Consider the following 23,142-nt stretch of genomic DNA (forward strand, 5'->3'; position numbering starts at 1 on the left):
CTTCAGTATATTGATTAACAAACATAAAAAGCCCTAGTTTTATCGGATAAAACCAAGACTTCTTAAGAATTAAATTCATTTGTCTTCTTGAAAATAAAAGATAGGATTATTTCCTAACCTTCTTAATTGCTTTTGGAAGAATTTCTACTCTTCTCTTTTCTCTTGAAATAATGCACACCATAAGTTTGATAGAAATCGACTTTCAGCTGTACGAATCGTTTCAAGTCTCTTAATAATTGATATAATTGCGCTCTTTTTTCAAACTCGCGTCTTGTTTGTGGCAAAGGTCTTTCTCGAAAATGTTCTAACATGGCTTCAATCTCATCAATGAGTTGACTCGCTGTGTTTTGTTCCGCTAATTGCTCTGCTGTCTGTTTAAACATTTCAGACAAGATGGCCATTTCTTCCCCATCCCAGCGAAATTCATTTAAATTGACCGCCATAATTTCTAATAACTTTGTTTGATCACGTCGCATTTCAAAATACTGTTCATCGTAGGTGATTTCACTTGTTAGATGGTTCTCTGATTCTAAGCGAACATATTCTCTAGCCGCTTTCAATTTTTCTTTCACAATTTGAAGAACTTCGCCATCATTTTTTCCATTTCCAACGGATAAAAATCCAGACATTTTCAATAGAACTTCTCTCATTTTTGATTCAATTTCTTCACGAATGTCAATAATATGTTCGCGGTACGATGGCATATACCAGTTGAATAAAATGGCAACACCCGCTCCAATCGTCACAAGAAGCATTTCATTCACAAACAGGGAGAACGTTAATTGTTGCTGCGTCCAAAGATGAATGACTAACACCGTACTTGGTGCGACTCCAATTTCTACTTTTAATAAATAAGCCATCGGAATATAACATAATAAGTAAATTCCAAAACTCATCGCATCAAAACCAAAAGCCCAAAAGACGATTCCACCGACCAAAAGTGCCAATAGGGCTGCAGCTAATCGTTGACTAGTGGCCGCTAAAGAGATTTTCTTTGTATCCATTACACTTAAAATCGCAATAATGGCAGCTGCAGAGGGGGTCGACAAATTGAATGCTTGTGCAATCATTAAGGCGGTAAATGCCGAAACGATTACTTTCATTATTTTAAGCTTCATTATGGATCACTGTATCTCCTTGTATTTGATGCCCTTCCAACTCTAGAAGGGTACTTTTTCTATTCAATCCTCCCGCAAATCCTGTTAATTTTCCTGTTGTCGCAACGACTCTATGACATGGGACGAGAAGCGCAATTGGATTTTTCCCAATAGCGTTTGCGACTGCACGAGGGGAGGTTTTTCTACCTATCTTCTCGCTGACACGGTGAGTAACTTCATTATAAGTCCATACTTCTCCAAACGGAATTTCTAGCAATGTATTCCAAACACTTTGTTGAAAAGGAGTTCCTCCTTCATAAGCAATCGAAAACAAAGGAGTTCCTGGAGTTTTCTCATGATAATACTGATTAATCCAAGTTTTTACTGGTTCCCAAAGTGCTAGTGAATCATCCCATTTTGGATTTTTCACAAAGGCACACTCATATTTTTGCCCTTCAAACCACAAACCGGTTAATGCCACCTTATCACTTGCAGCAATCATCACTCCTAGTGGTGTATCTATCTTCGTCAAAACCGTCATGGCTAATTCTCCTCATTTCTCATTACAAATCTATTTTTCTATTATATAATATTTTCTATCGAATGAAATAGGAAAGGAGCACTTTCATGCTCATTAACGAAGCCGTTTTACATATTTTAGATAAAAATTCAGGAAACTTACTATTATCTCAGGCCCCACTGCAACTGAGTGATCCATTTCTCATTGAATACATTACAAAACTCGTGGATAAAATCAAAAAAGGCGATCCACATATCGGTCAACTAGCTTCTAGCGAACCGCTTCTTGGATATCTAGTAGACGAAGGAATTTCTTTCTTAGAAAAGACGCAACAGTTATCCGATAAGCTCTTTGCTCTTATTGCTTCAGCAGAAGAAATCGGACCAGCAGACTACCTATTCTTTACGGGAACAAGCGATACAGGCGGCACACTTTTTGGAATGATTCGCCTCGATTACAGTTCAAAAGTCACACACTTTGTCGATTATGAAGGCGAAGCCGTTAGCAATACCATCTTGCAAAATCACGCAATCTTGCCAAACGCGACGCAAAAACCTTCGGAAGCGTTCATCGTAGATTTATCAAACGGAAACTATACCTTAATCGAGAAAAAAGTGGTAATCGAAGGCCAAAAGACTGCCTATTTCTCTGAAAAATTCTTAGAAATTACTGTACCGGTGACAACGAAAGAACATATCAAGGAAATCAAAAAAACGGTCACTCATATCGCGAAAAAACACGACGAGGAACCGTACAAAGCGCTGGCAACGACGCAACAAGCCATCTTCCACCAGCTTGAAGAACACGACGAAATCGACGCCGCAGCTATCTTCGACAAGGTGTTCGAGGAAAAAACGCTCGCACGTGAAGCCGCACAGTTGGCCATCACCGAAGAACGCGTTCCAGAGAAAATCGCCGTAACGAACGTGCCAAAATATGAACGCAAATATAGCAAGCAAAAATTCAAACTCGACAACGGCATCGAAATTACTATTCCAAGTGAAATCTACGAAAACAAGGAAATGGTCGAATTCATTAATAATCCGGACGGCTCGGTTTCGGTACTGATCAAAAATATCGAAAGCATCTTAAATAAATTTAATGCGTAACACCATCTATCTAATGTAAAACAAGAAACCTCCTAGAAAAATTCTAGGAGGTTTTCGTTTATAACGGCTTCTTCAATGGAAGACCCGGTTTTCTAGGATATTTATTCGGAGTTTCCTTCGTCTTTAAAATCTTGACAACATGACGGTTTCCGCCTTCATATGGCAAGTCGAAAGAGACGTCCCCTTCTACTTTTCCGCCAAGAATCGCGATTGCTTTTTTCGCTTCTTCCAACTCAACTTCTGTATGCGCCGCTTTTAACGCGAGGAAATACCCATGCTTTTTCACGAGTGGCATGCAAAATTCGCTCAGTACACTGAGTTTGGCAACGGCACGAGCAGTCACCACATCAAACGATGCACGGAACTCCTTGTTTTGCCCAAAGGTTTCAGCGCGGTCATGGAAACATTGCACGTCTTTTAGCCCAAGCGTCTCCACTAATGTATTCAAGAATGTAATGCGTTTATTCAATGAATCCACAATCGTCACTTTCAAGTCTGGGAAGACGATTTTCAGCGGAATACTTGGAAATCCTGCACCCGCCCCAACGTCGCAAAGCGTTTGGTCGGTCAATTCATGATGAAATCCAAGCGCCAATGAATCATAGAAATGCTTCAAATACACGCCTTCTTCATCCGTAATCGCCGTCAAGTTCATCTTTTCATTCCATTCCACTAATAGATGGAAATATTGGTCGAACTGCTTCTTTTGTACATCCGACAGTGTAATCCCATGCACTTCTTGGAGTCTCTGATAAAATTCTTCTGGTTTCATACGCGCCTCCTTATTCTTGCACTTTAGCAATCTTGCCTTGTTCGATATAGACCATCAAAATCGATACGTCGGCTGGGTTCACCCCGCTAATACGGCTCGCTTGCGCAATCGTTTCTGGTTGAATCAATTTCAAACGTTGACGCGCTTCTGTAGCAAGACCGTTAATCGCATCATAGTCGATATTGGCAGGAATACGTTTGGCTTCCATGCGTTTTAATTTTTCAACTTTTTCAATCGCTTTTGCAATATAACCTTCGTATTTAATCGAGATTTCTACTTGTTCTTTCACTTCACGAGAGACTTCCACCGCTTCTCCGGCAAAGCCTACTAATTCGTCATAGCTTAATTCTGGACGTTTCAACAAGTCGCTTAGAAGGATGCCGTCTTTCAATTCTGCAGATCCTTTTTCGGCCAAGAACGCTTGTAATTCGGCAGTTGGCTTCAAGCGAATCGATTGCATCCGTTTGATTTCGGCTTCAATCGCTTCTTGTTTTGCTTGGAACTCAGCATAACGTTCGTCGTCAATCAATCCTAGTTCGCGTCCTTTTTCCGTTAAACGTAAATCGGCATTATCATGACGAAGTAAGAGACGATATTCCGCACGAGAAGTCAATAGACGGTAAGGTTCTGTCGTTCCTTTTGTGACCAAGTCATCCACCAATACGCCGATATACGCATCGCTTCGGCCAAGAATAAATGGCTCTTCTCCGCGAATCTTACGCACGGCATTAATCCCAGCATAGAGCCCTTGCCCCGCTGCTTCTTCGTATCCACTCGTTCCGTTCATTTGCCCGGCAGTGAATAAGTTTTGGACAAGTTTTGTTTCAAAAGTATTTTTCAATTGCTGCGGCACGACCACATCGTACTCGATGGCGTAACCCGTACGCATCATCTCCGCATTTTCCAACCCTTCCACGCTACGAATCATCTTGATTTGCACGTCTTCTGGAAGAGAAGTCGACAATCCTTGAATATACACTTCTTCCGTATTTTCTCCTTCTGGTTCTAGGAAAATTTGGTGACGAGGCTTGTCGCTGAAACGAACGATTTTATCTTCAATCGATGGACAGTAACGCGCGCCGACCCCTTCAACAATCCCTGTAAACATCGGTGCACGGTGTAAGTTTTCACGAATCGTTTCATGCGTTTGTTCGTTCGTATACGTTAACCAGCAAGGAATTTGGTCGTAGCGGTAGTCTTCGTCTTTTGAGGTAAAACTAAATAAGTTTGGCGTGTCGTCCCCTGGTTGAATTTCTGTTTTACTATAATCAATCGATGAGCCCTTGATACGTGGCGGAGTTCCTGTTTTGAAACGCGCCAATTCGAAGCCTAATTCGAGTAAGTTCTCTGATAATTTAATCGATGGTTGAGAGTTATTGGCACCTGAAGAATATTTCAATTCACCGATAATAATTTGACCACGAGAAGAAGTTCCAGCCGTTAAAACCACCGCTTTTGAACGGTAAATGGCACCTGTATTTGTGATAACCCCTTTACATACGCCGTCTTCCACAATCAATTCTTCCGCAATTCCTTGGCGTAAATCCAAGTTTTCTTGCTTCTCGATTGTCTTCTTCATTTCTTGCGCGTATAAATGCTTATCCGCTTGCGCACGTAAGGCACGTACAGCAGGACCTTTCCCAGTGTTCAGCATACGCATTTGAATATACGTTTTATCGATGTTGCGACCCATCTCACCCCCAAGAGCGTCGATTTCACGCACCACAACCCCTTTAGCAGGTCCTCCTACAGATGGGTTACATGGCATGAAGGCCACCATTTCTAAGTTCATTGTGAGTAATAATGTTTTTGCACCCATACGTGCACTTGCTAGCGCCGCTTCACTGCCGGCATGTCCAGCACCGACGACAACTACATCATAATTTCCAGCTTCGTAAGTTGTTACCATAGTCTCTCCTTTACTTTCTTTCTCCATAAAATTCTACATTGTGACTAACATATTCGCCTGTTTCATAATTAAACTTCGCAGAAAAGAACGGATCATTCTCTAAAATCCACTCTAGAAAAATGCGATCCCCTTCCCAAGACGGTTTCTGGAGGACTTCATCGTAAGGAACCCATTCCAGCGTCCCTTCTGGCGAATCAATCAGCTCTCCTGAAAACTCCGTCACACGAAACACATACGTATACCAGTCGTGTCCTGGGGTGAATTCTGGGAAGGTGATGATTCCTTTCATCTCCATCTTTGTCGCCGTCAGTCCTGTTTCTTCAAAAATTTCACGAACGGCACATTCTTCAGGAGTCTCTGCTGCTTCAAGCTTTCCACCAACGCCAATATACTTGCCCTCATGGACATCGTTTGGCTTTTTGTTGCGTAATAACAGTAAAAATTCTTTGCCATTATCGATATAGCAGATCGTCGCTAGCTTCGTCATCAGCATTTCCTCCTTGTGCCTTTCGTTGAAAGAGTTATAACTTCAATTCTTTACGGATATCTTCATAGTAGCGATAATGGCTGTACCGGTGGAAGCCTACAGTCTTCCAACCTATCGAGCCTCAAAGATTCTCTAAAAATCAATTTTAAGAGAATCTAATTCGCATCGATTACAACCGCCATTACTGCTACTATAGAATCCGTAAGAATTTCTGTTATTACTCTTTCACGAGAGCCTACAATTAAAATTCTGCATGCTCTCATCTCTTATTATTCGTATTCTGTATCAGTTTCTTACAGCAAACTGCCAACTCTCTACCTCTTTTGAGCACACTTGCTTATTTACCCAAGCAGAACTGGCTGAACAATTGTGTTAACAGCTCGTCTTGAACCGTGTCGCCTGTGATTTCGCCCAAGAGATCCCAAGCGCGGGTAAAATCAATCTGGATTAAATCAACAGGCATACCCATGTCGACCCCGTTCGCCACTTCTTGCAGCGCTTGTTCTGCTTTTTCAAGAAGCGCAATATGACGCGTGTTCGATAAGTACGTAGCGTCGCGCTCATTCATTTGCCCTTGGAAGAAGTAATCGGCAATCTTTTCTTCCAATTGGTCGATGCCTTCTTTCTTCAGCATTGACGTTGTGACAATTTCGCTGTCTGTTGCGAATTCTTTGACCTTGTCCATATCAATTTTTGTTGGTAAGTCTGTTTTGTTTAATAAAATAATGCGTTTGAAACCTTTAGTTTGTTCTAATAAGCGGAGGTCTTCGTCCATCAACTCTTCGCTTTGGTTTAAAATTAAGAGCACGAAATCCGCTTCGCTTAATGCTTTACGGCTTCGTTCCACCCCGATACGTTCAACAACGTCATCCGTTTCACGAATTCCCGCCGTATCAATCAGTTGGAGTGGCACTCCTCGAACATTCACATACTCTTCAATCGTGTCACGAGTCGTTCCTGCGATATCCGTTACGATGGCTTTTTCCTCGCGTAATAACACGTTCAATAGACTCGATTTTCCTACGTTTGGACGTCCAACAATCGCTGTCTTCAATCCGTCACGCAAAATTTTTCCTTGGCTTGCCGTGTTTAGCAATGCGCGAATGCCTTGTGAGACTTGCTGCGTCTTCTCGCGCAACAGTTGCAAGGTCATCTCTTCCACATCATCATACTCTGGATAATCGATATTCACTTCCACTTGCGCTAATGTGTTTAAGATTTCTTGTCGTAAATTCTGAATTAACTTCGAAAGTTCTCCGTCGAGTTGGCGCATCGCCATTTGCATCGATTTATCCGTTTTGGCACGAATCAAATCCATCACGGCTTCCGCTTGCGACAAGTCGATACGTCCATTCAAGAAGGCGCGTTTTGTAAATTCACCTGGCTCGGCCAGACGTGCTCCCATGCGAAGAACGAGTTGTAAGATGCGGTTAATCGCCACAATCCCGCCGTGACAGTTGATTTCCACAACGTCCTCACGCGTAAAAGTCTTTGGCGCGCGAAGCACCGTCACCATCACTTCATCAATGACTTCATCGTTCTTTGGATCCACGATATGCCCATAGTGAATCGTATGACTGGGTTGTTCTTTTAATCGTTTATCTTTCAATCGATACACTTCGTCTGCAATGCGAATTGCATCCTCTCCACTGATACGGACAATCCCGATTGCTCCTTCGCCAGGCGCCGTTGAAATCGCCGCAATCGTATCAAATTCTGTCTGCATACTGTCCCTCACTTTCGTTTTATTGCACAAAAAAAGTGCACACTCCACCCCTTCGTTTCTAGGGTGGCTCGCACTTTGACTGCTAACCGATATTCTCAAAGAGATTATACACTATTTTATGTAGAATTCATAGACAGAAAGCCAATATTAGATTTTTTTCTGAGCGACTTGTATTTTTATTTCTAAATTTTATACTTGTCATTGCACTCCTTTACAAAACAAGCTACAATCAAACTATGAATTTAAAGGAGGATTCCTATGACCGTAGAACATCCATTTAACAAAATCGTAGAAGGCATTGCAGTTTCTGATATTCGTCAATTTGACGCAGAAGTTTCTACAATTCCTGGCATTATCAAATTAACTCTTGGAGAGCCAAACTTTGACACACCTGAGCATATTAAAGAAGCGGCTATCCAAGCGATTAAAGACAATCATTCACACTACACACCAAACTCAGGGATTCCTGAATTACGACAAGCTGCGGCAGAATATTACAACAAGAAATTTAATTTTAATTACACAGCAGACCAAGTGATCACAACAATCGGGGCAACGGAAGGGATTAACGCTAGCTTACAAGCCATCTTAAACCCTGGCGACACTGTTATCGCGCCAACTCCAGTCTTCCCGTTATACTTGCCAATCACATTGGTGAACCAAGGGAACTTCATTACAGTAGATACAAGTGAAGACGGCTTCGTTTTAACAGCGGACAAATTACGCGAAACCATCGAAGCAAACCCAGATAAAAACTTTAAAGCAGTTGTTCTTGTATACCCAAGTAATCCAACAGGCGTAACATATTCTAAAGAACAATTAGAAGATTTAGCTGAAGTGATTAAAGAGCACCAACTATGGGCGTTGTGCGATGAAGTATATGCGGAATTAACATACGACAAGACTCACTACTCTCTTGCAAACATCTTACCGGAACAAACCATTGTCATCACTGGTTTATCAAAATCACACGCAATGACAGGATGGCGTATCGGATTTATCTTAGGACCAACACACTTCATGAACGAAGTCGTAAAAACACACCAATACATGGTGACAGCTCCAACAAGCTTTGCGCAATACGGAGCGCTTGCGGCAATGTTACATGGCCAAGATGACTGCGCGAAAATGATGGTTGAATATAGCGAGCGTCGTGACTACCTGGCTGCGGAATTGAAGAAACTTGGCTTCGAAGTGGCAAGTCCTGACGGAGCGTTCTACTTATTCGCGAAAATTCCTTCTAAATGCGGTACAGACTCATGGGTATTTGTGCGTGACCTTGCTCCAAAAGCAAAAGTAGCGCTCATTCCAGGGATATCTTTCGGACCTGGTGGCGAAAGCTATGTTCGTTTCAGTTACGCTGCTTCAATGGAAAACTTAAAAGAAGTTGTTGCTCGTTTAACAACTTACTTAGCAAACATCTAACATTTGGAAGGCGAAAAAGACCATATATGGTCTTTTTCGCCTTCCAGCTTTAAACGATATAGCTTATAAACTATATCGTTTTTATTTTTTATCTCAGAGGTAGAATAAACAATAAAAGAACTAAAATTATCATATATGATAATTTTAGTTCTTTTTCTTATTTCCAAATACTATCGATAAAAGTGTCGCGACCTGAAAGTCCGCGGTAACGTTTGTAATGTTCTGGATCCTTCTTGTAGAAATCTTGATGATATTCTTCTGCTGGATAGAACGTACTTGCAGGCTCGATTTTTGTCACGATGTCTTTTTTGAATCGACCACTTGCTTGTAAGGCCGCTTTAGAAGCCTCCGCAATCTTTCTTTGTTCCTCGGAATGATAGAAAATCACCGGTCTATATGAATCGCCACGGTCCACGAATTGTCCCATTGCATCCGTTGGGTCCGTTTGTTGCCAGTAGACTTCTACGAGTTTTTCGTATGGAAATACTTCTGGGTCAAACGTGATTTGCACGGCCTCCGTATGTCCTGTTGTTCCGCTACAAACTTCCTTGTACGTTGGATTTTCTTTGTGGCCGCCTGTGTATCCTGAGATGACAGACTCGATTCCTGGTTGGCTATCAAATGGTTTCACCATGCACCAGAAACAGCCTCCTGCAAATGTTGCAATTTCTTTTGCCATATGTGCTCCTCCTACTCTTGTTCCGGGTTCAATGAAACATCTTCCCCGAAAATTCTCATCTTAATAGCGACACCGGTTCTAGTTCCTGCTGTTCCACCAATTCCGGTTTCACGCAACTCTCGTGGCATTCTGACCCCGATACTGCGCATCGCTTCAATCGTTTCATCCGCTGGAATCACATTTGTAATCCCCGCAAGCGCCATATCCGCAGCAATCAGTGCGTTTCCTGCACCAATCGCATTTCGCTTCACGCAGGGCACTTCTACCAACCCCGCTACAGGGTCACAAACAAGTCCTAATAAATTCCCAAGTGCTGTCGCAAAAGCCTCTGAACTCTCTTGCGGTGTTCCTCCTGCCGCTTCAACGGCTGCAGCTGCGGCCATCGCACTGGCACTTCCAACTTCCGCTTGGCATCCGCCCATCGCTCCAGAAATCATTGCGTTATTGGCAACGACCATCCCAAAGGCTGCAGACGTAAAGAGAAAACGCACTTGCTGTTCATGGTTTAAGTTCATTGTATCTGCAATTGAAAACACAACTCCTGGCAAAGTTCCACTGGCTCCAGCGGTAGGTGTCGCGCAGACCAAGCCCATTGCGGCATTGACTTCATTTGTTCCTAGGGCATATTGCACACCTGCTAGGACACTATCGCCCGATAAAGTCTTTCCACGTTCACGATATTTCTTCATCTTCAACGCATCGCCACCGGTTAGTCCCGTTGGAGAAAACACCCCTTCTCCTTCGACGCTTCGTTCAACGGCATTCTTCATCGTTTGTAAGTTTTTTTCCATTTTTTCCCAGATGTACTCACGACTTTGCTGGGTCATGGCCATTTCCTGTTCAATCATGATTTCAGAAATGGGTTTCTTTTGTTCTGTTGCTAATGCTACCAATTCTTTAATGGTTGAAAACATTGCAAACTTCCTTCCTCATCATCTCATTACGCAAACAGATAAATCGTATGCGTTTGTCTTAATGTTTGTATTTGTTGTTTGAATTCCGGTGATAATAAATCCGCTAATTCATATCCGATCATTTGGCGATTTTCAGCCATTTCTACTCTTTGCTTCGAAATGGTCACCCCATGCTCTTGTAATAATTGATATACTTTTGGCATTTCACCAAGAGATACCACTTCGAGCAATATTGGAAGTGGGCCTGTAAGCTCCATCTTAAAGCCATCGACCTCGATAACCTTCACTTCCACCGCTCCGCCACCAACAGAAGTTCCAATGAGGCGAATCGTACGTTTCTCGTCGCTTAAAGTTAAATCTGCAGTATTGGCATGATTGACTGGACTCATTTCTTTTCGCTCGACAAACTCGATTTGGACTCCTTCTTCTTTAGCGATTTCAACCGCTCGAGGCACACGCTCATCATCTGTTGCAAAGCCTAAGATTCCACTAATAATCGCAAAATCTGTCCCATGTCCCTTATGGGTTTCAGCAAATGACTCATAATAGTCGCAACGCACATTTTTTGGCGTTCCACCGAATAATTGTCTCGCAAGAGCACCAATCGCAATCGCCCCCGCAGTATGTGAAGAAGAAGGGCCCACCATAATCGGACCAATAATATCAAAACAACTCTTATAATTTTGTACTTTATTACTTTCCATGTCGGCGCTCCTTTCTTTGCTTTACTATCGTATCAGTATCCGCCTGTAATGTAAATTATTTTTGGCCGGCAACCCTTATAGCATAAGCATCTAACAATATTCGACTAATCACTTGTAGTGGCAAGCGCGAACGAACTTCATAATCTGGGAAGTACGAGCTTTCTGATTTATATCCAACAAAAGTAATATCACTTAATTTTGCTAGAGGACTCGCACCATTAGCGGTTACTAAAACGATGGGAACTTCATTTTGTTGACACACTTTGGCTGCTTCGACTAATTCTTCTGTATGTCCATTCAGGGATATAATAATCGCCACGTCTTGCGCATTTAATCGATGGCTAATCGTCTTTATAATATTGGGGTCTACATATTGTTCGCACGTTCGCTCTAATAGATGAAACTTTATCTCCATTTCACTGGCAATCATTTCACTCAGCCCCCGAGAAAATAAGTAGACGCGTTGTGCCCCAAAAATTGCTTGAACAGCATCTTCTATTGCTCTGCTATCCAATTGCTCAATTGTTCGTCGGACCTCTTGCTCATTTTTCACTACAACGGCTTGAATCTTTTGATCCACAACCTCTAAACTTTTGAAAGTTGATAAATTTTCATTTGCAAATCGATATTGCTTCTTCAAATCATGTTTAAAACTCGTAAAGCCATCATACCCGAGCTTTCTCATTGTTCGCACAATGGACGCAGTTGAAACATTTGCTCGTTCGCTTAACTTTACAATTGAAATAGAAGGCATCTCTTCTATATGTTCTTCAATATAGGCAAGTAGATATTTTTCAGTGTTTGTTAAACCTTTCGTGTTGAACATGTGAACCCCTCCATTTTGTAAAGTTTTACAAATGTTAACCTCATTTTAGAAAACATTTACAGTATGCTGTATGTAATAATAAGTATAACAAAAAATCATAATGGGAGGTGAAATGATGATTTATACTTGTACGATGAATCTAGCCATCGATTTGTTTATTAAAACCTTGCAAATGTTGCCTTCTGAAGTAAACCGAACGCAAGAGGCCGTTTACATCCCAAACGGAAAAGGAGTAAATGTCAGCTTTATTCTAAAAAAACTTGGGATGAACAACACAGCATTAGGTTTTAAAGCAGGTTTTACTGGTCAATTCATCGAAGACGAGCTCCATAAGGAAGGCATCCAAACACAGTTCGTTAATGTAGACGGAATCACTCGAATCAATGTATTTACTCAAGTAGTATCAACGAGTGAAGAGTTTAAACTCGTAAATCAAGGTCCTAGCGTAAGCCCACTCCAAGAAGAAGCACTCCTCAAAATAATAGAGAATATGAATATGGAGGACTTTTTATTTGTATCTGGTAGTCATCCGGAAGGCATTACCTATACGACTTATGAAAAAATTGCAAAAGCCGCTCAACTTAGAAGGTTTAAGTTAATCCTTGATACTTCTGCTGACTTTGTACCCGACCTTTTAAAATACCGCCCCTATCTTATCAAACCCAACGATGAAGAATTGGCTGAGTGGTTTGGTTTGATAAATCCAAGCCTTGAAGAAATTAAAGACTGTGGTCAAAAACTACTCGAAAAAGGCGCCGAAAATGTATTAGTTTCCTTAGGCGAAAAGGGAGCAATTCTATTCACGCCAACAGAAACAATCCATGTAACAGCTCCAAAAGGAGAAGTTGTAAATACTGCCTGTGCCGGCGATACTCTTTTAGCTACATTTGTCGGAAGCCAATTATTAGGTTTATCAAATGAAGAAGCTTTGATCAAAGCTGTGGCTGCAGGTAGTTCAACCGCATTTAGACCTGGATTGACAGATTTTTCAGACGTTCCTACATTAATGCAACAAATCAAACGCATTTCATAGCACACAAAGGAGGAAAAACAATGACAAAATATGATATTATCGCTGCCACTGGGTGTCCGACAGGGATTGCACACACTTATATGGCACAAGAAGCTCTTGAACAGGCTGCTAAAAAAGCAGGAGTAACGATTAAAGTTGAAACACATGGTCAAATCGGCGTTGAAAATGAACTCACTCCCGAAGAAATCGCAAATGCAAAAGCCGTCATTATCGCTGCTGACAAGGATGTTCAACCACAACGTTTCGTCAACAAAAAAATTATCGACGTTTCAGTTGGACAAGGAATTAAAAATGCCGATGAATTAGTGGCACAAGCTCTTCGCGGAGAAGGCGTTGTGAAATACCACTCTGACGATGCAGTTGTTGAAGCTTCAGAAGCTCCACAATCTTCTAACGTTGGTAAGAGCTCTATTGGTCGTGAAATCTACAAACATTTGATGAATGGTGTTTCACATATGCTTCCATTCGTCGTTGGTGGTGGGGTGCTCATCGCGATTTCATTTGCGGTATTCGGAATATACTCATTCGATCCAAATCATGAAACTTACAATGCCTTTTCTGCACAATTAAAAGAAATTGGTGGCTTAGCAATGGGCTTGATGACTCCCGTTCTAGCAGCCTACATTGCACAAAGTATCGGAAATCGCCCCGCTTTAGTGAGTGGTTTTGTTGCTGGTTTAATGGCAAGTAACGGTGGCGCAGGATTCCTCGGTGGTATCATCGGTGGTTTCTTCGCGGGGTACTTAGTCGTTCTTTTAGAAAAATTATTTAAAGCATTACCAAAAGCCTTGGACGGTTTAAAAGCTATTTTCTTATATCCACTATTGGGTGTTTTAATCACCGGACTATTTATGAGTGTTATTGTTAGTCCAATGGCAGATATCAATCAATCACTAATGGACTTCTTAAAGGGATTCCAAGATTCAAACCCTATTCTTCTTGGTCTTGTAATTGGATGTATGTGTGCCTTTGATATGGGTGGTCCAGTGAATAAAGCTGCATACGTTACAGGTACCGTTCTTCTTGGCGAAGGAAATACTGCATTCATGGCTGGGGTTTCTGCAGCATGTATTGCTCCTCCACTAATCACAACCGTTGCCGTATTATTATTCAAAAATCGTTTTGACACAAACGAACGTAATGCTGGTTTAGTTAACTTCATCTTAGGTTCAACACACATTACTGAAGGAGCTATTCCTTTCGTAGCAAAAGATCCACTTCGCGCGATGCCTTCAATGATGTTAGGTTCTTCAATCGCTGCTATTTTAACTTATCTTTTCGGCGTACAAGTCCCTGCTCCTCACGGTGGATTCCTAGTATTACCAGTTGTCACACATCCATTCTTATGGGTATTAGCGATTGCGATTGGTTCTGTTATCGGCGGTGTTGTTCTTGGAGCCACTCGTAAACCACTTTCTGAATAGTAGGCAATCGTTTTTAAAATCTTAGGAGGTTTGAAATGTTAATTAGTAAAGAAGCCATTTTCTTAAATGAAAACCTTACTTCTCAAGAAGAAGTATTTCACTTCATTGCGCAAAAAGCTGTAGCACTAGGCGTTTCAGCAGACGAAAATGCTGTGTACAACGGACTTGTAGAACGTGAACAACAAGGAACAACAGGAATGATGGACGGATTCGCGATTCCACATGCAAAATCAAGTGCCATCACGACTCCGAAAATCGTGATTGTACGACTTAATGAAGGAATCGATTGGAATAGTATGGATGGGAAACCTACTTTATTCATCTTTAGTCTATTAATTCCTGACGGAGAAGCTGGAACAACCCATCTGAAGCTACTAGCAACCGTAGCTCGGATGCTCATGAAATCCGATGTCAAAGATGCTTTATTAGGCGCTAGAACTGCTGATCAACTTGAAGGGGTATTAAATAGTCACTTAGGAGCTTAGCCTCCAATTATATGGGAGAGAATAACGATGATTATTCTCTCTTTTTTACTCCTTTTCCAAAATTCACTTATAAGTGAATTTTGGGAGCTGCTTTCATTTTTTCTGGGGATCATCATTCTTTTTCCTCCAATTCTATTGACGAAACCGATAAAAACTCTTACAATAAAGTTAACTGGTAGTGACCAGTTGTAGAATGTTTTTGAAAGGAGGATTCAATATGGTTGCTAAACCCTCTCCTCTTTATTCAACGCTAAGTCTAGCATTAATGGATTTCATTAAAACAAAGGGGAAAGCGCACGAAAAGATGCTTTCAGAAAGAGAAATTACGAAAGTATACAATGTGAGTCGAACCACTGTTAGAACAGCGCTAAAAGAATTGGAGACACTTGGGTTTATTTATAAACGCCATGGCAAAGGGACGTTCATCTCAAATCAGTGGAAAGAACGTCAAAACTTACTAGAAGGATATAGTTTTACAGAACAGATGAAGGAACTCGGTAAAGTCCCTACGACAAAGATTACTTCTCTGGACTGTTATGAAGCGGATGAATTTATCGCCCCATTAATTGGGATTGAAGCGGGTGATAAGCTATTTCGATTGAAACGCATTCGGTATGCAGACGGAATTCCACTTATGAAGGAAACCACATTTTTACCTTACGATGTTTTTAAAGGGTTAACAAAAACACTTCTAGAAGGTCATTCTTTATACGATTTGTTTGCAAGTAAGTTCAATCAGCAAATCCACTATGCTGACGAAGAATTTTCCGCAAGTATTTTAAATGCGGAAGAAGCTGAAGCGCTGGATGTGGATCCGCATGGAGCTTGCTTAAGGTTTAGACGAACGACATTGAATCACGAAAATCGCATTATTGAATACACCATTAGTGTAGCTAGAAGCGATCAATTCTTCTACAAGGTAAGACACTATCGAACAAATCAATAAAAAATTTTGGAGGGGTATTATGTTTCAATTTTCAACCAGTCAATTAGAAGCTTTATCTGCAGAAATTACAACGCGCGAAATTCGCCAACAACCAGAATTGTGGAAAGAAGCTTTTGATTACTACAAAGCAAGCTTAGAACGCATTAGTGCTTTCTTAAACAACTTACCTGAAGGTCGCCTTCGCGTGATTTTCGCAGGTGCGGGTACATCACAATATGTGGGAGATACGATTCTTCCTTACTTAAAACGTACAGGAAATGAAGACCGTTTTGATTTCCAATCAGTCGGAACAACAAACCTTGTAAGTAATCCACATGACTACTTCAAAGCAGAAATTCCTACAGTGCTTGTTTCATTTGCACGTAGCGGTAACTCACCAGAAAGCCTTGCAAGTGTGCAACTTGGCCAACAAATCGTGCGCGACTTCTATCAAATCACGATTACTTGTGCGCCCGAAGGAAAATTAGCCATCGCTGCTAAAGATGACACAAACAACTTACTCTTAATGATGCCAGATCGCTCTAACGACGCTGGTTTTGCGATGACAGGAAGCTTCACATGTATGACTCTTACAGCGCTTCTTGTATTCGACGAAGCTCACTCACTTGAAGAAAAAGAAGGTTTTGTAAAAGCCATCCGTCAAATGGGTACAAGCGTTCTAGAACGTGAAGACGTGATTCAACATTACGTGAACTTAGACTACAACCGTGTGATTTACTTAGGTTCTGGTTCTCTCAGCGGACTTGCTCGCGAAGTTCAATTGAAGATTCTTGAATTGACTGCTGGTCAAATTGCGACAGCCTTCGATTCTTCAATGGGATTCCGTCACGGTCCTAAATCATTTGTAAACAGCTCTTCTCTAGCCTTCGTATTCGTATCAAACGATGACTATACTCGTCAATACGATATCGATATCTTAAACGAATTACACGGCGACCAAATCGCAGGTCTTGTACTTGCGGTTGGAGTGGATGCAGAGAGCGACTTTGAAGGTCTATCCTTCAGCTTTGATAAAGAGTATCGTTTCGTTCCAGATGCTTACCTTGCACTTCCATATGCAGTATTTGGCCAAACCGTTTCTCTACTTTCTTCTATCAAAGTTGGAAACAAACCAGACACTCCTTCACCAACAGGCACTGTTAACCGTGTCGTTAAAGGAGTAACGATTCACCCATTAGAAGCATAAATAACTTTATTGAAAAGAGATGATCCTATGACAACTTATATTTATGCCAAAGCATTTTATTTTGAAGACGAAGTGAAAGGTCCAGGATACTTACCAATCTTGGATAACGGAACTTTCGGAGCCTTCCAAACCGAAAAACCAGAAAGTAGCGCTACGATTATCGACTACGGCAACTATCAAATTGCTCCAGGTCTTGTGGATACACATATTCACGGATTTAAAGGCGCTGACGTCATGGATAATGACGTAGAAGCACTTCGTACCATTTCAGAAGGACTTCCTTCATGCGGGGTTACTTCATACTTACCAACAACCTTAACCGCATCTCGCGAATTATTAGCGGATGTTTGCCAAACTGTCGGCGATAACGCAACTACACTTGGCGGAGCTAAAATCAGAGGAATTTTCTTAGAAGGTCCATTCTTCTGTGAAAAATACAAAGGCGCGCAAAACCCTAAATACATGGGCGACCCTAAATCTGAAATCTTGGATGAATGGCAAGAACGCGCTGGCGGTTGGGTGAAGAAAATCGCGATTGCGCCAGAACGTGACGGTGCCGTTGATTTCATCAAACACGCGAAAACAAAAGACATCTATGTGGCTCTTGCCCATACAGATGGCACTTACGAAGATTGTAAAAACGCCGTTGAAGCCGGTGCGAACATCTTCGTTCACACATACAACGGAATGCGCGGCTTACATCACCGCGAACCAGGTGTTGTCGGCGCGGCACTCACATTACCAAACGTATTCGACGAACTGATCTGTGATGGTCACCACGTACACCCAGTGAGCGCAAGTATCGTTATGAAATGTTGCGGTCACGACCATGTAGCCCTTATTACAGACTGCATGCGTGCGGGCGGCATGGGCGAATGCGAATCGATGCTGGGAGAATTCCCTGTTATCGTAAAAGACGGTACGGCTCGATTAAAAGACGGCGGTAGCCTTGCCGGAAGTATTTTGGAACTTATCCAAGGGGTTCAAAACGTTGTGAAATGGGGCATTGCGACTCCTCACGAAGCGATTACAATGGCCAGCCTTGTTCCTGCAAAATCAGTCGGTATCGACGACGTTTGCGGACGCATCGACCCAGGGTATGCAGCGGACTTCATCGTATTAGACGATGAGTTACAACTCAAAGCGACTTACTTAGACGGTAAGCCTTATTTCGAAGTAAAATAATCAAAAAGACAGTGAGTACGAGGCGTGAGAGTGCCCCAATCCATAACTTAAGGAGTGTTATTATGTCAAAATTAGTATTAACAAAAGGAAAATATGATCACTTAGTAAAACTTTCTAACAAAAACCATGTCATCGGTGCTTTAGCGATTGACCAACGTGGTTCATTGAAAAAAATGATTGCTGCAGGAAACCCAAACGTTAAAGGCGACGAAGGCATCATCCGCTTCAAAGAATTAATCTCTGAAGAATTAACAAAATACTCTTCTTCAATTCTTTTAGACCCAGAATATGGTCTTCCAGCTGCAAAATTACGCCACGAAGACTGCGGACTTTTAATCTCTTACGAAAAAACTGGTTACGATGCAACTGAAATCGGCCGCTTACCAGACTTACTTCCAATCTGGTCTGCAAAACGTATTAAAGAATTAGGCGCTGACGCTGTAAAAGTTCTTTTATACTATGATATTGACGAAGATCCAGCCATCAACGACATCAAACATGCATGGGTAGAACGTGTAGGTAGCGAATGTGTGGCAGAAGATATTCCGTTCTTCTTAGAAATCGTTTCTTACGAAGCAAGTGACGACGATGTGAAATCAGCTGCATACGCTAAAGTTAAACCTCATAAAGTAAACGACGCAATGAAAGTCTTCTCTGACCCACGTTACAACGTTGACGTATTAAAAGTGGAAGTTCCAGTAAACATGAACTTCGTAGAAGGATACACTAAAGAAGGCGTTGAACCTGTTTATACTCGCGAAGAAGCATTACGTTTATTCAAAGAACAATCTGAAATCACTCACTTACCATTCATCTTCTTAAGTGCTGGTGTTTCTGCTGAATTATTCCAAGAAACTCTACGCTTTGCTAAAGAAGCTGGTTCTACTTTCAATGGTGTGTTATGTGGTCGTGCAACATGGAAAGATGCTGTAGCTGTGTTTGCGACTGAAGGGGAAGAAGCTGGTCGTGCGTGGTTGGCAAATCAAGGACGTAAGAACATTGAGGACCTTAACGTTGTTTTAGATGAAACTGCAACTCCATGGTTAGAACGTGTTGAAGTAAAATAATAAATATTAAACACAATAAGTGAAGAGCGTTGCTCTTTTAAACACCTAGGATTTTCTCATACGAGTAGTAATGGCTGTACCGGTCTGAGCCAAGGTCTCAGACCTCTCGAGCCTCAAACAGACTCTAGGAAATTTCATTTCCTGAGTCTGTAATTCGCATCGAGTACACTCGCAACTACTACTCGTATAGAATCCTAGGTGTTTTTTTCGCAACGCTTTACTTTATTCACTTCTACTAACCATGGATTGCAGAGAAAAAGAGAGGATTACAAAGATGAGGCACCGGCTCGAGTCTAAAGTCTCTCGCCTTTAAAGCCTCAAAGGGGACGTACGGAATGTTATTCCTACGTCCCCTTTGCACAGTGGTTGAATGGAACGAGCTTCGCTACATGTAACTCGCTCGTCCCTATTCAACTTTGTGGGGGAAAGAAAACGAAATGGCCAAAATAGTTTCTTCTATTTTGGCCATTTCTGTCTTTCTCCCTCATTTTAATGCAAACTCCCATCACTATTACTATAGAATCCGCAAGGTTCTTCGAAACCACAATTGGTGTTGTTCGCAACGCTCTACTTTTTTACTTCTACTAACCTTGAGATGAAACAGGAACAACAAAAGAGAAAGCTAGGCAAATAGCCTAGCTTTCTTAATTTTTATAATTCTTCAATAACGACTGCGGTTCCGCTACAGGTGACCATAATCATGCCATCCATATACTCATAGTCCATTTTCACGCCTACTACAGCATTCGCTCCGATTTTTGTAGCTCTTTCTTCCATTTCTTGTAGAGCTTCTTCTCTGGCTTCTGACAGTTCTCCTTCATAGGCTCTAGAACGGCCTCCAAAGAAATTTCTTAGTCCTGCTGCGATATCTTTTATAGCGTCAACACCTGCTACCACTTCTCCAAAAACAATCCATTTATACTCAACAATTTGATACCCTTCGACCGTTTGCGTTGTAGTAATAATCATAGAAATTCCTCCTTTTGTTCTATCTTCATATTACTGCACCTGTGGTAAAAAATCTATAGGAGAATGGTCCGATATATCATTCAAGCGGTGTAAATTTTTTTACTTTTGAATGCTGTATTTTGTGCCTTCAAGAGATGCTTGTAATGCGTCGACGCTTGCGTCGCCTTCGACTGTAGCTACTTTTGTTTCTAAGCTGACTTCAACGTTTGTTACGCCTGGGACGTTTGAGAAGCGTTCTTTCACTGTGTTGGCACAGCCTTCGCATTTAATTCCTTCTAAATTATATTCTTTTTTCATCATAAATCTCTCCTTTATAGTTATGCTTTCCAGCGTTTTAATCTAAGGGCGTTGAGGACAACGGATACGGAACTGAAGCTCATTGCGGCTCCGGCAATCATTGGGTTGAGGAGTGGTCCGCCAAAGAGGTGAAGAACTCCCATCGCAAATGGAATTCCGATAACGTTGTAGGCAAATGCCCAAAATAGGTTTTCTTTAATATTACGGATGGTTGCACGGCTGAGTTTTAACATCGCTGGCACATCCATCAAGTCGCTCTTCATTAAGACGGCGTCTGCAGATTCGATGGCTACGTCTGTTCCGGTACCGATTGCGATACCGACTTGTGCTTGTGCCAGAGCTGGGGCATCATTGATACCATCTCCCACCATCGCCACAATATAGCCTTCTTCTTGCAATTTTGAAACATAATTCGCCTTATCTTGCGGTAAAACTTCACTAAATACGCGGTCAATCCCCACTTCAGCGGCAATCGCTTGCGCAGTCCGTTCGTGGTCCCCTGTCATCATAGCGACTTGAATGCCCATTTCATGTAGGGTTTGGATGGCACGCGCGCTGCTTTCTTTCACAGTGTCCGCAACAACAATCAAGCCTTGTACGGCATCGTTATATCCGATATAGAGCGGCGTTTTCCCTTGTTCGGCAAAACGGTTCGCTTTTTCATTCATCGCCTCATCAACAAGACCATTTTCGCGCATCCATTTTTCATTCCCAAGGAAGACGAGTGTTTCACCCACGTGGCCTTTAATCCCAAAACCAGGAATGGCTTCGAAGTTCGTCACTTCATCAAATGCAGCTCCTTGTTCTTTGGCTTTGGCAACAATCGCTTCGCCAAGAGGGTGTTCTGACGCTACTTCAAGGCTAGCAGCTAGGCGAATGAGGGCATCTGCATCGGTAGAATCGGCAGTAACCACATCTGTGACAACAGGAGTTCCGTTTGTGATAGTCCCTGTTTTGTCGAAAACAACCATATTTACGTGGTTGGCTTCTTCCAACGCTTCCCCACTCTTAAGAAGGATCCCGTTTTCGGCCCCTTTACCAGTCCCAACCATGATAGCGGTCGGTGTCGCAAGCCCTAACGCACATGGGCAGGCGATAACGAGCACTGAGATGGTAATCGTGAGGGCAAATACCCATGATTCTTGTCCAAGGAAATACCAAGCAAGTCCAGAAACAAGAGCCAAGACGATTACGATTGGAACGAATACTCCAGAAACCTTGTCGGCCAGTTTGGCAATCGGTGCTTTGGATCCTTGTGCTTGTTCGACTAACTGAATGATTTGAGAGAGAGCTGTGTCTTTCCCGATTTTTGTTGCTTTTAGAATGAAGGAACCTGTTTTATTTAAACTTGCCCCAATCACTTCATCGCCAACTGATTTCGATACTGGAATACTTTCCCCTGTTAACATCGATTCGTCAACGGTTGAGTTTCCTTCTGTCACGACGCCATCGACTGGAACTTTTTCACCCGGTTTTACACGAATGAGGTCGCCCACTTGCACTTCTTCTACAGGAACTTCTACTTCTTGTCCGTCTCGTAAAACGGTCGCCATTTTAGGAGCGAGTCCTACGAGCGTTTGAATCGCCATGGATGTTTTCCCTTTTGACACGTCTTCGAAGTATTTTCCAAGTGTGATCAAGGTTAAAATAACACCGGCTGATTCGTAGTAAAGGTTCATCGCAAAATGCGCGTGACCTTCTAATACATGGTACGTTCCGTAAAGGCTATACAGGAACGCAGCGCTTGTTCCAAGGGCGACTAGGCTGTCCATGTTTGGATGTCCTTTAGACAAGGCTTTAAATCCATCCACGAAGAAATGACGTCCAAGCCAGAGAATTGGAAGAACGAGTGCCAATTGAATCAGCGCGTAGCTCACAGGGCTTTGCATAGGGCTTAGAAACGCTGGCATTGGAATTCCAACCATATCGGCCATTGCGATAAAGAGAAGTGGCACGGTGAAAATCGCTGAAATGGTTAGGTTTCGCTTCATTTCTCTTAAGTGCGCTTCTTTCTTTTCGTTCTTTTCTTCGAGTTCTTCTTCCACTGATTTGCCACGAGGACGAGCGCCGTATCCCACACCATCGACCACTTTGGCGATGTCTTCAGGGGTCACGCTATCGTTTGCTTCAACAGTCATAATCTCGGTCGCCAAGTTGACGCTAGCTTTATCAACGCCTGGAATTTTGCTGACGGCATTCTCGATCGTCATGGCACATGAAGCACAACTCATTCCTTCAATAATGTACTCTTTTTGTTTGCTCATTACTTTCACCGCTTTCGTTTACATTTGTAATTTACATTGTTAGTTTACAACTATAATTTACAAATGTCAACAAGGAGGTTCAAGAAAATTTAAAAATAAAAAAAATTAGGCACTTACT

At 42.0% G+C, this 23,142-nt stretch carries 22 protein-coding genes; 9 read left to right on the forward strand and 13 right to left on the reverse strand.

Annotation, left to right across the window (positions count from 1 at the left end):
• Positions 1–122: 122 nt before the first annotated feature.
• Both ADH99_RS08750 and ADH99_RS08755 read right to left on the reverse strand, forming a co-directional pair.
• Entirely contained in the window at positions 123–1,118 is a 996-nt protein-coding gene (locus tag ADH99_RS08750; protein WP_049555670.1) for an aromatic acid exporter family protein, read from the reverse strand.
• A complete protein-coding gene (locus ADH99_RS08755; RefSeq protein ID WP_049555671.1) occupies positions 1,108–1,638 on the reverse strand; it encodes a methylated-DNA--[protein]-cysteine S-methyltransferase in 531 nt (176 codons plus the stop codon). The genes ADH99_RS08750 and ADH99_RS08755 overlap by 11 nt, the downstream gene beginning before the upstream one ends.
• A gap of 86 nt (positions 1,639–1,724) precedes the next feature.
• On the opposite strand from ADH99_RS08755, the gene ADH99_RS08760 reads away from it, so the two are divergent.
• On the forward strand, positions 1,725–2,726 hold the full coding sequence (locus ADH99_RS08760; RefSeq protein ID WP_049555672.1) for a nucleoid-associated protein: 1,002 nt from the start codon (positions 1,725–1,727) through the stop codon (positions 2,724–2,726).
• A gap of 58 nt (positions 2,727–2,784) precedes the next feature.
• On the opposite strand, the gene rsmG is transcribed toward ADH99_RS08760, so the two are convergent.
• From rsmG to mnmE, 4 genes are all read right to left on the reverse strand, one after another.
• On the reverse strand, positions 2,785–3,498 hold the full coding sequence (gene rsmG, locus ADH99_RS08765; RefSeq protein WP_049555673.1) for a 16S rRNA (guanine(527)-N(7))-methyltransferase RsmG: 714 nt from the start codon (positions 3,496–3,498) through the stop codon (positions 2,785–2,787).
• A gap of 10 nt (positions 3,499–3,508) precedes the next feature.
• Positions 3,509–5,407, reverse strand: a complete 1,899-nt coding sequence (mnmG, locus tag ADH99_RS08770; RefSeq protein WP_049555674.1) for a tRNA uridine-5-carboxymethylaminomethyl(34) synthesis enzyme MnmG — start codon at positions 5,405–5,407, stop codon at positions 3,509–3,511.
• 10 nt (positions 5,408–5,417) lie between these two features.
• Positions 5,418–5,894: an NUDIX hydrolase gene (locus ADH99_RS08775; RefSeq protein WP_049555675.1), complete on the reverse strand. Its 477-nt coding sequence runs from the start codon at positions 5,892–5,894 to the stop codon at positions 5,418–5,420.
• A gap of 337 nt (positions 5,895–6,231) precedes the next feature.
• Positions 6,232–7,620: a tRNA uridine-5-carboxymethylaminomethyl(34) synthesis GTPase MnmE gene (gene mnmE / locus ADH99_RS08780; protein ID WP_049555676.1), complete on the reverse strand. Its 1,389-nt coding sequence runs from the start codon at positions 7,618–7,620 to the stop codon at positions 6,232–6,234.
• A 258-nt stretch (positions 7,621–7,878) separates the two neighbouring features.
• On the opposite strand from mnmE, the gene ADH99_RS08785 reads away from it, so the two are divergent.
• Complete coding sequence (locus ADH99_RS08785) at positions 7,879–9,045, forward strand: aminotransferase class I/II-fold pyridoxal phosphate-dependent enzyme (RefSeq protein ID WP_049555677.1); 1,167 nt, start codon at positions 7,879–7,881, stop codon at positions 9,043–9,045.
• A 157-nt stretch (positions 9,046–9,202) separates the two neighbouring features.
• Here ADH99_RS08785 and msrA read toward each other — a convergent pair whose 3' ends face one another.
• The 4 genes from msrA to ADH99_RS08805 are packed head-to-tail and all read right to left on the reverse strand — an operon-like array spanning position 9,203 to position 12,168.
• Positions 9,203–9,724 (reverse strand): peptide-methionine (S)-S-oxide reductase MsrA, encoded by a 522-nt coding sequence (gene msrA / locus ADH99_RS08790; protein WP_048711518.1) that lies wholly within the window; start codon positions 9,722–9,724, stop codon positions 9,203–9,205.
• An 11-nt stretch (positions 9,725–9,735) separates the two neighbouring features.
• On the reverse strand, positions 9,736–10,638 hold the full coding sequence (gene sdaAA, locus ADH99_RS08795) for an L-serine ammonia-lyase, iron-sulfur-dependent, subunit alpha (RefSeq protein WP_005606433.1): 903 nt from the start codon (positions 10,636–10,638) through the stop codon (positions 9,736–9,738).
• Between the two features lie 26 nt (positions 10,639–10,664).
• The gene (sdaAB, locus tag ADH99_RS08800) at positions 10,665–11,342 is read right to left on the reverse strand and encodes an L-serine ammonia-lyase, iron-sulfur-dependent subunit beta (RefSeq protein ID WP_049555678.1); all 678 of its coding nucleotides are present in this window, start codon (positions 11,340–11,342) and stop codon (positions 10,665–10,667) included.
• Positions 11,343–11,397: 55 nt separating this feature from the next.
• Positions 11,398–12,168 (reverse strand): MurR/RpiR family transcriptional regulator, encoded by a 771-nt coding sequence (locus ADH99_RS08805; RefSeq protein WP_049555679.1) that lies wholly within the window; start codon positions 12,166–12,168, stop codon positions 11,398–11,400.
• Between the two features lie 112 nt (positions 12,169–12,280).
• Here ADH99_RS08805 and pfkB point away from each other — a divergent pair, with 112 nt between their 5' ends.
• From pfkB to lacD, 7 genes are all read left to right on the forward strand, one after another.
• Entirely contained in the window at positions 12,281–13,201 is a 921-nt protein-coding gene (gene pfkB, locus ADH99_RS08810; protein WP_049555680.1) for a 1-phosphofructokinase, read from the forward strand.
• 20 nt (positions 13,202–13,221) lie between these two features.
• Positions 13,222–14,625 (forward strand): PTS fructose transporter subunit IIC, encoded by a 1,404-nt coding sequence (locus ADH99_RS08815; RefSeq protein WP_049555681.1) that lies wholly within the window; start codon positions 13,222–13,224, stop codon positions 14,623–14,625.
• Between the two features lie 35 nt (positions 14,626–14,660).
• Positions 14,661–15,110, forward strand: a complete 450-nt coding sequence (locus ADH99_RS08820; protein ID WP_049555682.1) for a fructose PTS transporter subunit IIA — start codon at positions 14,661–14,663, stop codon at positions 15,108–15,110.
• A gap of 217 nt (positions 15,111–15,327) precedes the next feature.
• The gene (locus ADH99_RS08825) at positions 15,328–16,056 is read left to right on the forward strand and encodes a GntR family transcriptional regulator (protein ID WP_049555683.1); all 729 of its coding nucleotides are present in this window, start codon (positions 15,328–15,330) and stop codon (positions 16,054–16,056) included.
• A gap of 19 nt (positions 16,057–16,075) precedes the next feature.
• Entirely contained in the window at positions 16,076–17,242 is a 1,167-nt protein-coding gene (locus ADH99_RS08830; RefSeq protein WP_049555684.1) for an SIS domain-containing protein, read from the forward strand.
• A gap of 27 nt (positions 17,243–17,269) precedes the next feature.
• Positions 17,270–18,427, forward strand: coding sequence for an N-acetylglucosamine-6-phosphate deacetylase (nagA, locus tag ADH99_RS08835; protein WP_049555685.1), 1,158 nt, complete (start codon positions 17,270–17,272; stop codon positions 18,425–18,427).
• A gap of 62 nt (positions 18,428–18,489) precedes the next feature.
• Entirely contained in the window at positions 18,490–19,494 is a 1,005-nt protein-coding gene (lacD, locus tag ADH99_RS08840) for a tagatose-bisphosphate aldolase (protein WP_049555686.1), read from the forward strand.
• A gap of 651 nt (positions 19,495–20,145) precedes the next feature.
• Here lacD and ADH99_RS08845 read toward each other — a convergent pair.
• From ADH99_RS08845 to ADH99_RS08855, 3 genes are all read right to left on the reverse strand, one after another.
• On the reverse strand, positions 20,146–20,463 hold the full coding sequence (locus ADH99_RS08845) for a heavy metal-binding domain-containing protein (protein WP_005606452.1): 318 nt from the start codon (positions 20,461–20,463) through the stop codon (positions 20,146–20,148).
• A 99-nt stretch (positions 20,464–20,562) separates the two neighbouring features.
• Positions 20,563–20,760: a heavy-metal-associated domain-containing protein gene (locus ADH99_RS08850; protein ID WP_049555735.1), complete on the reverse strand. Its 198-nt coding sequence runs from the start codon at positions 20,758–20,760 to the stop codon at positions 20,563–20,565.
• 20 nt (positions 20,761–20,780) lie between these two features.
• Entirely contained in the window at positions 20,781–23,024 is a 2,244-nt protein-coding gene (locus ADH99_RS08855; RefSeq protein WP_053091365.1) for a heavy metal translocating P-type ATPase, read from the reverse strand.
• Positions 23,025–23,142 lie beyond the last annotated feature (118 nt).

Origin of the sequence: Granulicatella sp. 572.rep1_STHE (assembly GCF_001073445.1) — a bacterium.
In the GTDB taxonomy this organism is placed as follows: domain Bacteria; phylum Bacillota; class Bacilli; order Lactobacillales; family Aerococcaceae; genus Granulicatella; species Granulicatella adiacens.

Excerpts from the sequence above, each read along its gene's own strand:
- ADH99_RS08750 (WP_049555670.1), bottom strand. The coding sequence starts at position 1,118 with ATGAAGCTTAAAATAATGAAAGTAATCGTTTCGGCATTTACCGCCTTA.
- ADH99_RS08755 (WP_049555671.1), bottom strand. The coding sequence starts at position 1,638 with ATGACGGTTTTGACGAAGATAGATACACCACTAGGAGTGATGATTGCT.
- ADH99_RS08760 (WP_049555672.1), top strand. The coding sequence starts at position 1,725 with ATGCTCATTAACGAAGCCGTTTTACATATTTTAGATAAAAATTCAGGA.
- rsmG (WP_049555673.1), bottom strand. The coding sequence starts at position 3,498 with ATGAAACCAGAAGAATTTTATCAGAGACTCCAAGAAGTGCATGGGATT.
- mnmG (WP_049555674.1), bottom strand. The coding sequence starts at position 5,407 with ATGGTAACAACTTACGAAGCTGGAAATTATGATGTAGTTGTCGTCGGT.
- ADH99_RS08775 (WP_049555675.1), bottom strand. The coding sequence starts at position 5,894 with ATGACGAAGCTAGCGACGATCTGCTATATCGATAATGGCAAAGAATTT.
- mnmE (WP_049555676.1), bottom strand. The coding sequence starts at position 7,620 with ATGCAGACAGAATTTGATACGATTGCGGCGATTTCAACGGCGCCTGGC.
- ADH99_RS08785 (WP_049555677.1), top strand. The coding sequence starts at position 7,879 with ATGACCGTAGAACATCCATTTAACAAAATCGTAGAAGGCATTGCAGTT.
- msrA (WP_048711518.1), bottom strand. The coding sequence starts at position 9,724 with ATGGCAAAAGAAATTGCAACATTTGCAGGAGGCTGTTTCTGGTGCATG.
- sdaAA (WP_005606433.1), bottom strand. The coding sequence starts at position 10,638 with ATGTTTTCAACCATTAAAGAATTGGTAGCATTAGCAACAGAACAAAAG.
- sdaAB (WP_049555678.1), bottom strand. The coding sequence starts at position 11,342 with ATGGAAAGTAATAAAGTACAAAATTATAAGAGTTGTTTTGATATTATT.
- ADH99_RS08805 (WP_049555679.1), bottom strand. The coding sequence starts at position 12,168 with ATGTTCAACACGAAAGGTTTAACAAACACTGAAAAATATCTACTTGCC.
- pfkB (WP_049555680.1), top strand. The coding sequence starts at position 12,281 with ATGATGATTTATACTTGTACGATGAATCTAGCCATCGATTTGTTTATT.
- ADH99_RS08815 (WP_049555681.1), top strand. The coding sequence starts at position 13,222 with ATGACAAAATATGATATTATCGCTGCCACTGGGTGTCCGACAGGGATT.
- ADH99_RS08820 (WP_049555682.1), top strand. The coding sequence starts at position 14,661 with ATGTTAATTAGTAAAGAAGCCATTTTCTTAAATGAAAACCTTACTTCT.
- ADH99_RS08825 (WP_049555683.1), top strand. The coding sequence starts at position 15,328 with ATGGTTGCTAAACCCTCTCCTCTTTATTCAACGCTAAGTCTAGCATTA.
- ADH99_RS08830 (WP_049555684.1), top strand. The coding sequence starts at position 16,076 with ATGTTTCAATTTTCAACCAGTCAATTAGAAGCTTTATCTGCAGAAATT.
- nagA (WP_049555685.1), top strand. The coding sequence starts at position 17,270 with ATGACAACTTATATTTATGCCAAAGCATTTTATTTTGAAGACGAAGTG.
- lacD (WP_049555686.1), top strand. The coding sequence starts at position 18,490 with ATGTCAAAATTAGTATTAACAAAAGGAAAATATGATCACTTAGTAAAA.
- ADH99_RS08845 (WP_005606452.1), bottom strand. The coding sequence starts at position 20,463 with ATGATTATTACTACAACGCAAACGGTCGAAGGGTATCAAATTGTTGAG.
- ADH99_RS08850 (WP_049555735.1), bottom strand. The coding sequence starts at position 20,760 with ATGAAAAAAGAATATAATTTAGAAGGAATTAAATGCGAAGGCTGTGCC.
- ADH99_RS08855 (WP_053091365.1), bottom strand. The coding sequence starts at position 23,024 with ATGAGCAAACAAAAAGAGTACATTATTGAAGGAATGAGTTGTGCTTCA.